This is a genomic window from Pedobacter sp. SAFR-022 (assembly GCF_051965375.1).
Taxonomy (GTDB): domain Bacteria; phylum Bacteroidota; class Bacteroidia; order Sphingobacteriales; family Sphingobacteriaceae; genus Pedobacter.
Genome location: NZ_JBQCME010000007.1, coordinates 94830 through 108622, shown reverse-complemented (window position 1 = coordinate 108622; position 13793 = coordinate 94830). Strand labels below are relative to the sequence as shown.

Genomic DNA, 13793 nt, shown 5'->3' with positions numbered 1-13793 from the left:
ACGAGGTTTATCCATATCATTTGAGATGAAGAATTTAAGATCATACCTGTGCCTGCTTTGTGTAACACTTGCGGGGACATTACTAAACAGCTGTAAAGAAGATGACTACCAGCCACAAACTGACCTGGCTTATGAAGTGCTTATCGAAGGTAGCACCGCAACTTTCAAAGTGATCACCGAAGGCGTTACGGGTTACAGCTGGGACTTTGGGGACGGACAATCCTCCACGGATGCCAACCCCAGCCACACTTATCCTGGCAAAGGCAAATATGTCCCTACATTAACTGCCATGGTAAACGGACAAGCTGCAGAATCCTCTACCGTGATCCGTATTGCCAAGTCTTCACCGGTGAAGATCAATGACAACAGCCTGGATGACTGGGCAACCGTAACGAAAGACGTGGTCACCCTGGGCAGCTCCAAGGGAATATTCAACGCCGTCAAATTTGATTATGACGGTAACTACATCTATATGTACGCAGAGATGACCGGCAGTAGAGCGGACGCAAACATCTTCGATTTCTATATCGATTCAGACAATAATGCTGGTACAGGTTTGCTGACCGGAACATTCCCTGGAGGCGCGTATGATATACTGCTTGAAGGACAACTGCTAACCGCAGGGCTGGATATCTTCTATCATGCCGGCACCAACCAGAATGCTTTTGCATTTGACCAACAATCTATTGCCGAAGCTTTCAACGTAGGCACCGTGAAAGAAGAAGGCGGTATGGTGAAGTTTGAAATGCGCATTGCCAGAGGCAAGTTGAAAGGGCTTACCGGCGAAGGTATGCGAATCGGTGTCCAGGCAATTAAGAATGACTGGTCTGTGGTATTGGGTAATGCACCGGATGAAGGTGCGCCGAGTTTCTTTCTGGACATGAGTGAATAACGCATTTTACGCAAGACCTTCTATGACAAATTCCATTACCGCTGATCCACACCGTAATTACCGGCTGATTTCACTTGATGTGCTACGAGGCATCATCATGATCCTGCTTTGCGCTGAAAGTTGCAGGGTTTACGAGTCGATCAAACATCTCGGTCCCTCCGGAGTAGCCGGAGGGTTGGTAAACCAGTTTTTTCATCATCCATGGCATGGCCTGCATTTTTGGGACCTGGTGCAACCCGCATTTATGTTTATGGCAGGTTCGGCGATGTACATCTCCTACAGCCGCAAGCTTGCGAAAGGTAGCAGCTGGTCTGCAAACTTCAAGCATATTCTTGTACGTTGCCTGAGACTGTTTATCTGCGGCGTTGGTCTCCATTGCATATACGCAGGTAAGCCTGTTTGGGAACTCTGGAACGTACTTACGCAGCTGGCCTTTACCACGCTCATCGCCTATCTGATCATCAACCGCTCCTATACCTTCCAGATCGGATTTTCCATCGGACTGCTCCTGCTCACGGAATTTTTATACCGCACGGTCTTGATGCCAGGCTTTTCGCAACCTTTTGTTGAAGGCCAGAACTTCGGGTCCTACATGGATACCATACTCATGGGTAAGATCAACAGCGATGGTTGGGTTGCCATAAACATCATCCCTACAGCTGCACATACCATTTGGGGTGTGCTTGCCGGTAGGCTGCTAATCTCTGATCGCAGTAGCGCCTATAAGCTGAAAGCCCTGGTAGTCGCTGGTATCCTCGCTTTGATCCTGGGCCATGGTCTGGATCTGCTGAACATCACGCCCATCATTAAGCGCATCAGTACGGGTTCCTTTGCACTGGCCTCCGGAGGATGGGTATTACTCTTGCTGACCGCCGTTTACTGGATTGTGGACATTAAAAAAAATAATCGTTACGCCTGGATCGCAACCGTCATGGGGATGAATGCTATTTTTATCTATCTCTTTTTTGAGACTGTAGGTATGCAGTGGGTAAATGGCGCCGTAGACATTTTTAGCGGCCAGATGCTGCAACTTCTCTTCGGGGTTCCGGAAGTGACCGCTGCAGTCGTATCGGCACTGCTAACGCTACTCTTAGAATGGGGCCTATGTTACTGGCTCTATAAACGTAGCATATTCTTTAAGCTTTAACTCACATTCCTAATCTTAATTTTATTATAGTGCAAATATCCAACTACATCCCAGAAGTTATTAGCAATTTTCAATGTTCCGCCGAGGCTGGCAATGTCCAACCTTACGGATCGGGTCATATCAACGACTCCTTTCTGGTAAAAAATAAAACAGCTGGTGGGCCAGATTACCTGTTACAACGCATTAACAATTCCATATTCACGAATGTGGAAGCACTTACCGGAAACATGCTGCGCGTTACGGAACACTTAAAAAATAAGGTTTCCAGCGAAAATGGTGATCCCTTGAAAGCGGTAATGACCTTAATTCCGACCCGCAACAATCAGCACTATTATCTCGACAGCGGTGGCAACTATTGGCGTATGTTTTACTTTTTAAAAGATACGCGGTCGTACGACATGGTATCGACAGAAAAGCAGGCCTATGAAGGAGGAAAAGCTTTCGGCAGGTTCCAATCCATGCTCGCAGACTTTCCTTCGAACGAACTGTTTGAGGTACTCCCCAACTTTCACAATATTGAGTTTCGATTGGCGCAACTTAAAGAAGCCATAGCCAGCAATCTGGCAGGTCGCCTGGAAACCATTTCTGAAGAATTAGAACTGGTTGAAGCACATGCAAACGCCATGCTGTACTTTCAACAACCGGAAACGCTTGCTACACTGCCAAAGCGGGTTACGCATAATGACACCAAGTTTAACAATGTGCTGCTGGATCAAAATGATGAGGCACAATGTGTCATTGACCTGGAAACGGTAATGCAGGGTTATGTGGCCTATGATTTTGGTGATGCCATCAGAACGATCATCAACACAGCGGCGGAAGATGAAGCGGATCTCGGAAAGATTCAACTGAACATCCCTTTATTTCGGGCATATACCCGCGGCTATCTGGAGCATGCAGCAAACTTTCTTACGGACAAGGAAATCGAGTCGTTGGTAAAAGGCGTCTTGTTGTTCCCCTATATGCAAGGTGTTAGATTTCTAACTGATCACCTGAACGGCGACACGTATTATAAAATTAAGTTCCCGAACCATAACCTCCAACGTACACGTGCACAGTTCCAGTTGTTCAGGAATCTCCATGAAAAAGCAGCAGAGATTCAGCAGATCATACAGAAGGAAATAGGCAACTTAAAGACCTCCCAAGAGCATGGCTAACCCATTTCTTATACCATTTCTGCCCCAGGTGGATGCCCATACCACAATAGAAATCTTATCGAAAAGGCTGGATTCGCTAAGTTCCAACCGTATCAGCTATGCCCCATGGGAAGACGGCACCTTACTTCCAGCGGCAGCTTTTAGCATCGCACATAATGCGGAAGCCATTCTGCTGAAGTACTATGTTACCGAACAGCAGATTAGAGCCACCTACCAGGAGTTCAATGATCCGGTATATGAAGATAGCTGTGTGGAGTTTTTCATTTCTTTCAATAACGAAGCGGAATACTATAACCTGGAATTCAACTGTGCAGGAACGGCAAGAGTGCAATTTGGCCCCGGCAAAAACGAAAGGACCTTCATTTGCGCCAAACGCCTCGAGGCAATACGCTATCTGCTGAGCATTAAAAATGACTCATCAGCCGGGCTAAGTTGGGAATTGACCTTATATCTCCCGAAAGAGCTTTTCAAGTTCCATCCTGGTCTCCAGCTTGAGCAAACACCAGTACGGCTTAACTTTTACAAATGCGGCGATGCACTCCCAGCGCCACACTTTCTATGCTGGAGTAACATTATAGCTGACAAACCTGAGTTTCATTTACCAGCTTTTTTTAAAGACGCTATCTTTAAGAGCGAAGCAACCACTTAATAAAGCAATAAACGACAAATGCCGAATCAATTCGAGCGGCTAAACAAACCAAATAAAGAACAAATAAGAACATAATTATGGATCGCAGAGAATTCGTTAAAAACACTGCCCTTGGCGTAACTGGCTTTACTATCCTGCCCTCGGGCATGTTATTCGCAAAAGATACTGATAAAGTAAGACTTGGATATATCGGCGTTGGCTTGCGCGGACGTAACCACATCGCTGAAGGTCTTCTGCGTAATGACGTGGAAATTGTTGCCATTTGCGACATACAGGAAAGCTCCCTGAAATACTGTCGTGAGCAATTCGTGAAAGCCAAGAAAAAGCTCCCGGTAGAATACACCGGCGGACTGGATGCCTACAAAAAGCTTATTGCCCGCAAGGATATCGATGCGGTGATCATTTCTACACCTTGGGAATTCCATAAAGATCAGGCCATTGATACCATGCGTGCTGGGAAATATGTGGGCTGTGAAGTCATTGCGGGCATCACAGAACAGGATCACTGGGATATCCTGAAGGTTTATGAAGAAACCAAAATTCCGTACATGACGCTTGAAAATGTGTGTTACCGCAGAGATGTAATGGCTGTGTTGAACATGGTGCGTCAGAACATTTTCGGTGAGTTGATCCATCTGGAAGGCGGCTATGAGCATGATCTTAGAGGGGTATTGTTCAATGATGGCAAGAATTTTAGCGGTAAAGGCGCGGAGTTCGGTCCCAACACCGTTGGTGAAGCGCAATGGCGCACGCAATGGAACATCGACCGCGATGGCGACATCTACCCTACCCATGGTGCCGGTCCGGTAATGAACTACATCGACATTAACCGGGGCAACCGGTTCACCAACCTGGTTTCCTTTTCTTCAAAATCCAGAGGCTTAAACTCTTACATTGAGAAAGTTTCTCCAGGACATAAAAACGCGAAAATCAAGTTTAAAAATGGGGATGTGACCAAAACCATGCTGAACTGCGCAAATGGGGAAACGGTTACCTTAACGCATGATACCCACTTGCCTAGACCCTATTCCTTAGGTTTCCGGGTTCAGGGTACAGAGGGGATCTGGATGGATGTAAATAATTCCATTTATATTGAAGGTAAATCTGCGAAACATGATCAGTGGGACAAAGCCCAAACCTGGTTTGAAAAATATGATCACCCGCTATGGAAGAAATATGCGGCGCAGGCGGAAGGTGCTGGTCACGGTGGTATGGACTGGTATGTATTGAACGCCTTTATACAGGCAGTTAAACAAGGTAAGCAAACCCCTATTGATATTTATGACTCCTTAACAATGAGTGTAATTACACCACTATCAGAGAAGTCGTTGAAAGAAGGTAACGCCCCACAGGAATTCCCTGATTTTACAAAAGGTAAATGGAAGGAAAGAAAAAACACCTTTGCACTTGATGATAGCGGATTGTAAGCGCTTTGCAACTATTCAATGTTTATACCAGCGGCCAGTAAGCTTTTCTTTACTGGCCGCTTCCTTATAACAGAAATTCTCAGTTTAAAATACGGTATCGTAGTGAAACCAGTCCCGTATCGTAAATTTTAGACTCTAAAAGCTTCAAATTAACCCGCTGTTCCTGTTTTTTAAACAACTGTTTCCCACTGCCCAGGAGTATCGGATGAACGGATAACCATAACTCATCAATAAGTCCTGCCTCCAGCATTTGCTCCGTGAGCACAGCTCCCCCATATAGCCATATATCTTTTCCTGGTTTCGCCTTGATCTCCCTTGCTTTAGCAATACCATCATCGTTGATTAAAACTGCACCCGTCTTAACGGCGCTCAGCGTTCTCGAAAATACATATTCCGTCATTGCAGGCATCCCAGGAGTGCTTTCTCCGCTACCCTCTTCAAATTGTTGTTTGATTTCGTAACTCTTACGTCCGATAAACAATGCATCAATGCGGTTATAAAAATCCGCCAGTCCATATTCCTGATCGGTAAAACACCAATCAAATTCGCCATTCAACCCTTCTATGTAACCGTCCAGGGAAATGGCTAGTCCCAATATGACTTTTCTCATAACATTCTATTCTGTAAACTCGATTCTTGAAATCAGATAGGCTTTCCCAAAAAGCTGTGGATCATGAGTTACCGTCGCATTTATCGCTTTCCATTTCATCGGCGGTACCGTCTTAGTCTCCTGCCAGCTTTCATATATAGATTTGTTGAAGGTCCAGACTTCCTCCAGCTGCTGCCTCACCTCCTCGTTCGCAAAGGTTAGCATCAACTTATCATCGAAATAGTACTTATCAGTTTCTTTTCTAAGCCGGATGATCGGCCCGCCAGGCACAAAAGATTGAATCATTGCAAGTGTAAACGGCGCATTGCTGTTGCTCTTTTCCTTTTCCAAGACATTGATAAACTCCAGCCAATAAGCAGAACCATCCTGAGGAGGCTCAGCTGGCTTAACGACCCTCGCTTTTACCCGGTAACTGTACCCTGGTTCACGCTCCATAAAGCCCAATAGCGACATTTCTGCTGGTTGATTAGAAGAAAGTAACCGGACTGGATCATCAGTTGTCCCATAGCGGTCGCTGACCAATATTTCTACTTCTTCTCCGTTTTTAAGTTTTGAAGGACCAATCAGTTCTTCTTTTGAACAGGCCGAAAGCAAGGTCACGGCTATCAGCAAGTAAATGTATTTTATCATACAGTTGGGCTTAGATATTGTATAAACGGCGGCAGCATAACTTACGCTACAAATTTGCTAAATTACTCATATCTAAGTAGTAAACAGCAAATCCTATCAGATGTTGGACGGTACAATTTACGAATATCTTGCAATCATCAGCCCGGAAGAAAAAGTTCGTGCAGACATCCAGGAAATGAAACAAAGTTGTAAGAGAGATTATGGCTGGAAACTAGAAGCAGGCACCAAACCTCATCTAACTCTATTCTCCTACCGTGGCAATGCAGAAAGTGAAAGAATTCTTATTAAGAACTTTGAGCAGATCACTACCCAAACACCAAGCATCAACATCAGACTATCTAACTTCAATTTCTTTGCAGGGCAAAATTATACCATATATGCTAGGGTTGAAGAAGATCCAGATCTCTCCAGGTTACTCCGCAACCTTAAAAATGTATTAAGCAATTGGCTAAGGAGCGGAAAAAATCCAACCTATAGTCCTTCTACGAAAGCACATCTTACCATAGCGAAAAGCATCTCAAGGTATGATTTCGAGAAGGTGTGGCCAGCATGGAAGAACAAGAACTATCAAGCATCTTTCAAGGCAGACCGTATGCTGCTGCTGCGAAGAACACCAGGATTTATGTATGGCAAGTTCGACAGGATCGCCGAACTCATTTTTCAGGGAAAGCCCATGAATAGTGCGCAGACCATGCTTTTTTAAATCAATATTTGCTTTCCATCTTCCGCATATTCCAGATCAATTTTATCCAGGTTATCCAACATTTCCGCATCAAAATGTGTAAGCCAAATCCGTTTGCAGGAAAGCGTTGGCAAGTGTTGTAGAAGTGTTTGATAGTCTAAATGCCCTTTAGACATTTTCTTATAAAAGTTGCACTGGCAGATAAACAAGTCAGCCGATCTGGCAAGTTCTACCAGATCTGGCGTCCATTCCGTATCTCCTGAATAACTGATGATCTTGTTTCCAATTTTTATCCTAAGCGCATTAGGTATCGCAGCTGCAACATGAACTACAGGAAAGGTTTGCACAACCAGGTTGTTGGTCTTAACCACTTCATTGGGTTGATATTCTATGAAGTCAACGGCAAGGTTGTCTAGCTGAAGACTGCCTGGGTACAATAAATCCAAAAGACTTTGTACTCGTTCTTTACAACCTGGTGGACTAATGATGGTAAGTGGATTTGCAGGGTTCTGCCTTGCGTAATCCAAAAGGAAAAATGGTAATCCACCATAATGATCACCATGGAAGTGCGTGATTGCAATGACCTCAATGTCTTCAACTCGAATCCCTCGTTGCTTTAAACCACTTAAAGTGGTCGCACCACAGTCAATCAACAGTTGAGTACCTGAAGTTTGAACATGAAAACAGGTGTTTAATCTACCACCACTCCCAAAAGCATCGCCTGAACCAATAACAGTCAATGTGAGGGTCTCTTCTTTAATGTTGTGTTCCATCTAATTATAGGGTTATGATGTTATCATTAATCCTGCCCAGGAACAATTTGTTTTGTCTAAGGTGGTTTTGGAACATCAGAACAACTTGTTTCATTGCGTATCAATGTTTTAGCTATTTTTAGGAATAAAACCATCCGTTTTACTAAAAACTATCCAAAAAAGCTTTAAACCTTTATTCACCTATGACTAACAACCATACTAAACAACTATCATCAGATCAAATTGACGCTTTATTTCACATTCTGGAAAAGCGATTTACCAGCAACATGCATCGTCACCCTAACTTGACTTGGGATCATGTACAAGCCAGATTAGAGAACAATCCGGAAAAACTCTGGTCGCTAGAGCAGATGGAACTAACCGGCGGGGAACCAGACGTCGTTGCTTATGATGAAAAAACAGGCGAGTACATTTTCTTCGACTGCTCGGCGGAAAGTCCAAAACTTCGCAGAAGTATATGTTATGATGAAGCGGCATTGGCGTCGAGGAAAGAAAATAAGCCCAAAAATAGCGCTCTCGGCATGGGGGCGGAACTTGGAGTTGCGATGTTAAATGAGGATCAATATCGATTCCTTCAATCCTTGGAAAAGGTCGATACGAAGACCTCCAGCTGGATCCAAACCCCGGATAAGATCAGAGCACTGGGTGGCGCCCTATTTGGGGACTACCGGTATGACACAGTCTTTATTTACCATAATGGTGCGGAGTCTTACTATGCTGCCCGGGGATTCCGTGCGGCTTTGAAAATTTAACTTATCCGGTGACCCATGAAGAAAATTGTAGTTGCCGCAGATTCCTTTAAAGGTTCTGTAAGTTCCCTGGAAGTAGCCGGCGCTGCTGAACTCGCTATTCTGAAAAACTTTCCGGACTGCAGGATCCTGAAAATACCAATGGCCGATGGTGGTGAAGGTACAGTTGATGCTCTCATTACCGCATTGGCTGGAACAAAAATCAGCTGCATGGTTAAAGGTCCCTTGGGGGAACCGGTGAATGCTGTATACGGTCTGCTTGCTGATGAAAAGACCGCAGTAATCGAAATGGCAAGTGCCTGTGGACTGACCTTGGTTCCGCAAAGCGATCGAAATCCCCTACGCAGCTCTACCTATGGATTGGGAGAACTCATAAAAGATGCACTTGCCCGTGGCTGCCAGAACTTTCTAATTGGCATTGGAGGAAGCGCCACAAATGACGGTGGGACCGGAATGCTGCAGGCATTAGGTTTTAAGTTCCTGGACAAGGAAGGGCAGGCGCTGCCACTTGGTGGACAGATCTTAGGAGCTATTCAGGCCATTGACCACTCCAAAGCAATCCCGGAGTTTTTGGCTGCAACTTTTACCATAGCCTGCGATGTGGACAACCCTTGTACTGGTCCCAGGGGTGCTGCGCATGTTTACGCCCGCCAGAAAGGCGCAGATGACCAGGCCATTCACACGCTTGAAGAAGGAATGAAGAACTTTGTGGAAGTCGTTAAACTGACCAAAGGCATAGATGTAAACCAGATTGCAGGTTCGGGTGCTGCTGGCGGCCTTGGAGGTGGATTCCTGGCTTTCGCAAATGCAGAGTTAAAACCCGGTGCGCAGATGATCCTGGATGCCCTTAACTTTCAAAACACCATCGAAGATGCCGATCTGGTGATCACTGGAGAAGGTAAACTGGACCAACAAACCAGTATGGGAAAAGCACCGGTTACGATATTGAAAGCCGCCCAACAACGAAACATTCCGGTAATTGCCATTGGTGGATGTACGGAGGACGTCCAGCTGCTAAACGATCTGGGATTTCTTGCTGTACTCCCGATCACACCCTATCCGGTTTCCATGCAGCGGGCAATGGAAAAAGAATTCACCATTGCGAACATCACGCGGACACTCGATCAACTATTCCGACTACTTAAAAACTTCAAAACAACCGGGGCATGACTGCAATAGGCGCTTTGCTTGGATTGATATTATCCATTGTTTTAATCATCCGAAAAGTCTCACCCGCTTACAGCTTAATCCTGGGGGCAGTTGTAGGTGGATTAATGGGTGGATTTAGCCTGCCGGAAACCGTAGGCCAAATGATCGATGGGGTTAGAGACGTATCGCCCGCCATCCTGCGGATTCTAACGGCTGGAGTGCTCTCTGGGGTATTAATCAAAACCGGTGCGGCCACCTCGATCTCAAATGCCATCATCCAGAATTTAGGTCATAAACATGTCTACTTAGCCATTGCTTTGGCAACTTTCCTGCTCACCGCCATCGGCGTATTTATCGATGTAGCCGTAATTACCGTTGCACCTATCGCTTTAAACATTGGAAAAAAGCTATCCATCCCCAAAGCAATATTGCTGCTGGTGATGATTGGCGGCGGTAAATGTGGGAACATTATTTCTCCAAATCCCAACACCATTATCGCTGCTGAAAACTTTAAAGCGGAATTGATTTCCGTGATGTACGTCAACATCCTGCCGGCAGTTGCCGGCCTCCTATTTACGATTTATGTCATCGCGAGGTTAATGCCCCGCACAGGCGCGCTTGTACAGGAAGCAGATTTAGACAAAGAACAAGATCAGCTCCCATCCTTTATCGCAAGCATTACGGCTCCTGCAGTCACCATTCTATTGCTTGCAATGCGTCCGGTTTTTGGCTTTGCGATCGACCCACTGATTGCTTTACCGCTCGGTGGAATTGCAGGTGTCTTTGCTGTAAGAAGATTGGATGTGCTGAACGAAGGGATGCGTTACGGATTGGAGCGCATGTCGGGCATAGCCATACTGCTCATCGGAACGGGTACCATTGCAGGGATCATAAAAGCTTCCTCCTTAAAAGATGTGTTCTTAGACGCCTTGACGAGTTCTAATTTTGGAGCACTGAGCATTGCACCGCTTTCGGGCATTCTGATGGGTGCAGCTACGGCTTCCACAACAGCAGGTGCCACAATTGCCTCCTCTTCTTTCGCAGACATCATCATAAACGCAGGAATAAACGGCATTTGGGGAGCCGCGATGATTAATGCAGGAGCCACTGTACTGGATCATTTACCACATGGCTCTTTTTTCCATGCCACAGGTGGCGTAACGAATGTGGCCATAAACAACAGACTAAAACTGATTCCTTATGAAACTGCAATCGGGATATTTCTAACGGTTATGTCAGTGATCACCTATCTGCTTTTCGGAAAGTAGCAATAAACAAAAATTATCGCATACGCTTGTAAAAAGAGATCGAAGCCTCAGCTAATTTTACCAGCAACTAAATAAAAGCACATGAAAACATCAAGAAGAAAATTCATATTTAGTGGGGTTCTAATAAGTGCCGGAACAATATTACTTCCGGGCTTTTTGTCATTAAAAGCTAGCGGTAAGATCATGACCGTCAATGGCCTGATACCCTCCGAAAAGATGGGTTTTACACTAGCACACGAGCACGTGATGGTAGACTTTATCGGCGCATCAGACGCTAGCAAAAGCCGATACAATGTTGACGACGTAATTAAAGTAGCATCTCCATTTCTAAAAGAGATAAAGGAACAGGGTGTTCAAACCTTCGTTGATTGTACGCCTGCATATGTCGGTCGAGACGTTACCGTCTTGAAGCGACTGGCGGATTCTATAGGTATGAATTTGATAACGACAACAGGATATTATGGCGCCGTAAAGGAAAAACTTGTGCCTATGCACGCCTTTACCGAATCCGCCCAACAGTTGGCGAACAGATGGGTAAACGAGTGGAAAAACGGTATTGAGGGGACAAACATTCGGCCCGGACTTATTAAAACAAGTACTGATAAGGGGCCGTTGACGCCTGTACAAAGGAAATTGATCGAGGCCGCGGCGATTACCCACCTGGAGACAGGACTGATAATTGGAATTCATACCGGAGACGGAGCTGCTGCATTTGAACAACTGGATATTCTGAAAAAACAGGGTGTTTCGCCAGCGGCAAGGATTTGGTTTCACGCGCAATCAGAGCCAGACCAGGCTTTCCATATCAAAGCTGCAAAACTCGGCTGTTGGGTATCTTTTGATGGTGTAAATCCGCAAACACTCTCAGATAATTTAGGATATTTAAAAACGATGAAAGCACAGGGTTTGCTTCAGCGGGTATTGGTATCCCAGGATTCTGGCTGGTATAACGTAGGTGAACCTGGAGGCGGTAACTTCAACCCATATACTTGCATTCTAAACGACTTTATACCTTTGCTAAAGGAAAATGGCTTTACGCCCCAAGAACTTGACCTGCTGTTTCAGGCAAATCCGCAAGCCGCATTCAGTATCAAAGTGAGACGAACCTGATATTCCGTAATACATTCAGGGGAGTTAAAGGCGGAGGCCTTCATCTATCACACCAATCGTACTATGTTGCAAGCGGCTTCCGTAGCGTGTCGAATGTCTAACTTTTGATGACTTCAGCAACAACAGCAGGGTTTGCAGATTTATGGTTCATCTCAATAAGTTTAATCAAAAATGATTTGAGTACGGGTTGAAACTTTTTTTCTATATACCTGTAAACCATATAAGACAAAAAAATCATTATTGCTGAAATTCCGATTAACAACACATACTTGTTCAGCCGATTACCCCATACCATCATAGCGCCCACTCCAAATCCATGTAATAAGTAAAGTGGATAAGTGAGTACACCCAGGTGTGCTGTAAATTTAAGTTTAGGGGAAGAAAGCTTTCCATTTGCCGATAGCAGGAAGAATAGGTAAAATCCGCTGACAATTAAAATCATGATGGCGTTGCGGTAAGCGGTTGGATCATGATAAAAATCATTCATGTTTTGTACAAACACCATATCGTGCTTGATATTTAAAATAAAGCAAAAGACAAGCAAGAGATAGATTTTCAATGCTGGTGCATATTTGATTCGTAGTAAATAGAACAGCATACCAGCAATGAATGAACAACTAAACTTAGGAATCAATAGAAAATAGAATGCATTGTTTGCAGTATTTGGACCCGCAATAAAAGTGTAGCTAAGCCATAATAATATAATGAGCAAAAGGTTTTTCCATAGCTTAAATGCAGCTATCAAAAGAATTATGAAATAAAATCCTATTTCATAGGTCAGCGTCCAAAAGACTCCATTTAAGTCAGGTTTGCCAAAAAAACCCTGTAGCATCGTCAAATTATAGGCGAGCAGTTTGAAATTTACACCTGGAATACCCGGCAGCGATATTTTTCCAAAATATAAAATAAAAAAGGTGAGTAAACAGCAGACCCAAAAAGCTGGGTATAATCTCACGATCCTGGAAACTAGAAAGTACCTGGGCGATTTATGCATTGAAGAAAGCAGTACAACATAGCCGCTAATCATGAAGAATGCATCTACACCCAAATACCCATACCGTAGTACTTTGTCCATGCTAAACTCAGGTGTTCCATACGTCCTGGTTCCGGCAAAGGTGTAGTGATAAAGAAGTACTGCCAGGGCAGCCAAAAAACGTAAGATATCGAGTTCATAGAAACGGAAGTTATGTCTACCTAAAGCTTCCATACTGTGCTTCTTCTAAACAAATCATGTACGCCACACTACTATCCCTCCATTCCAATAAATTCTCTTCCCTAAAATGCATATAGGGATTTACTTTTTTCATTTTCCATGTAGTAAAGCTAACATTTCTATTCATTTTCTGAATGCTCAACGCTTAGGGCTAATCCATGCGTTTAGCAATTGGACGGAAAAACAAAAAGGCTGCAAACTTTTCGTTTACAGCCTTCTTATCTGTTGTAGCCCGCAGGGGAATCGAACCCCTATTTCCAGAATGAAAATCTGGCGTCCTAACCGGTAGACGAGCGGGCCAAAATGAAGCGACTAACATTGCTGCTATGCTTCCTTT

General features: G+C 44.5%; 14 protein-coding genes and 1 tRNA gene. 10 read left to right on the top strand and 5 right to left on the bottom strand.

The genetic code is table 11. The features are described from left to right. The first annotated feature begins 25 nt into the window (after positions 1-25). The 5 genes from ACTHQF_RS15485 to ACTHQF_RS15465 all read left to right on the top strand — a co-directional run bounded on the left by ACTHQF_RS15485 (position 26) and on the right by ACTHQF_RS15465 (position 5272). Positions 26-892 carry a PKD domain-containing protein gene (locus ACTHQF_RS15485; RefSeq protein ID WP_440431557.1) on the top strand — a complete coding sequence of 289 codons (867 nt, stop codon included), beginning with the start codon at positions 26-28 and terminating at the stop codon, positions 890-892. Between the two features lie 22 nt (positions 893-914). After that, positions 915-2039 carry an acyltransferase family protein gene (locus ACTHQF_RS15480; RefSeq protein ID WP_440431555.1) on the top strand — a complete coding sequence of 375 codons (1125 nt, stop codon included), beginning with the start codon at positions 915-917 and terminating at the stop codon, positions 2037-2039. Between the two features lie 29 nt (positions 2040-2068). Continuing rightward, positions 2069-3196: a phosphotransferase enzyme family protein gene (locus ACTHQF_RS15475; RefSeq protein WP_440431553.1), complete on the top strand. Its 1128-nt coding sequence runs from the start codon at positions 2069-2071 to the stop codon at positions 3194-3196. After that, positions 3189-3845 (top strand): carbohydrate-binding family 9-like protein, encoded by a 657-nt coding sequence (locus ACTHQF_RS15470; RefSeq protein WP_440431551.1) that lies wholly within the window; start codon positions 3189-3191, stop codon positions 3843-3845. Before ACTHQF_RS15475 ends, ACTHQF_RS15470 begins: the two co-directional genes overlap by 8 nt. Before the next feature lie 77 nt (positions 3846-3922). Continuing rightward, entirely contained in the window at positions 3923-5272 is a 1350-nt protein-coding gene (locus tag ACTHQF_RS15465; protein WP_440431549.1) for a Gfo/Idh/MocA family protein, read from the top strand. 79 nt (positions 5273-5351) lie between these two features. Here ACTHQF_RS15465 and ACTHQF_RS15460 read toward each other — a convergent pair whose 3' ends face one another. Together ACTHQF_RS15460 and ACTHQF_RS15455 are read right to left on the bottom strand one after the other, a co-directional pair. Further along, a complete protein-coding gene (locus ACTHQF_RS15460) occupies positions 5352-5882 on the bottom strand; it encodes a dihydrofolate reductase family protein (protein WP_440431547.1) in 531 nt (176 codons plus the stop codon). A gap of 6 nt (positions 5883-5888) precedes the next feature. After that, positions 5889-6512: a hypothetical protein gene (locus ACTHQF_RS15455; protein WP_440431546.1), complete on the bottom strand. Its 624-nt coding sequence runs from the start codon at positions 6510-6512 to the stop codon at positions 5889-5891. Between the two features lie 100 nt (positions 6513-6612). Between ACTHQF_RS15455 and ACTHQF_RS15450 the strand changes: the two genes are divergently transcribed. Then, positions 6613-7215 carry a 2'-5' RNA ligase family protein gene (locus tag ACTHQF_RS15450; RefSeq protein WP_440431544.1) on the top strand — a complete coding sequence of 201 codons (603 nt, stop codon included), beginning with the start codon at positions 6613-6615 and terminating at the stop codon, positions 7213-7215. On the opposite strand, the gene ACTHQF_RS15445 is transcribed toward ACTHQF_RS15450, so the two are convergent. Continuing rightward, positions 7212-7967, bottom strand: a complete 756-nt coding sequence (locus ACTHQF_RS15445) for an MBL fold metallo-hydrolase (RefSeq protein ID WP_440431542.1) — start codon at positions 7965-7967, stop codon at positions 7212-7214. The two genes, ACTHQF_RS15450 and ACTHQF_RS15445, sit on opposite strands and share 4 nt — an antisense overlap. Positions 7968-8149: 182 nt before the next feature. Between ACTHQF_RS15445 and ACTHQF_RS15440 the strand changes: the two genes are divergently transcribed. From ACTHQF_RS15440 to ACTHQF_RS15425, 4 genes are all read left to right on the top strand, one after another. Further along, positions 8150-8719 (top strand): DUF4256 domain-containing protein, encoded by a 570-nt coding sequence (locus tag ACTHQF_RS15440; RefSeq protein ID WP_440431540.1) that lies wholly within the window; start codon positions 8150-8152, stop codon positions 8717-8719. Positions 8720-8734: 15 nt separating this feature from the next. After that, positions 8735-9886 (top strand): glycerate kinase family protein, encoded by a 1152-nt coding sequence (locus tag ACTHQF_RS15435; RefSeq protein WP_440431538.1) that lies wholly within the window; start codon positions 8735-8737, stop codon positions 9884-9886. Next, a complete protein-coding gene (locus ACTHQF_RS15430) occupies positions 9883-11133 on the top strand; it encodes a GntP family permease (RefSeq protein WP_440431536.1) in 1251 nt (416 codons plus the stop codon). The genes ACTHQF_RS15435 and ACTHQF_RS15430 overlap by 4 nt, the downstream gene beginning before the upstream one ends. A gap of 81 nt (positions 11134-11214) precedes the next feature. Further along, entirely contained in the window at positions 11215-12243 is a 1029-nt protein-coding gene (locus ACTHQF_RS15425; protein ID WP_440431534.1) for a phosphotriesterase family protein, read from the top strand. Positions 12244-12340: 97 nt separating this feature from the next. Here ACTHQF_RS15425 and ACTHQF_RS15420 read toward each other — a convergent pair whose 3' ends face one another. Beyond that, positions 12341-13450: an acyltransferase family protein gene (locus ACTHQF_RS15420; RefSeq protein WP_440431532.1), complete on the bottom strand. Its 1110-nt coding sequence runs from the start codon at positions 13448-13450 to the stop codon at positions 12341-12343. A gap of 234 nt (positions 13451-13684) precedes the next feature. Continuing rightward, positions 13685-13756: transfer RNA gene (locus ACTHQF_RS15415), tRNA-Glu, on the bottom strand. Positions 13757-13793 lie beyond the last annotated feature (37 nt).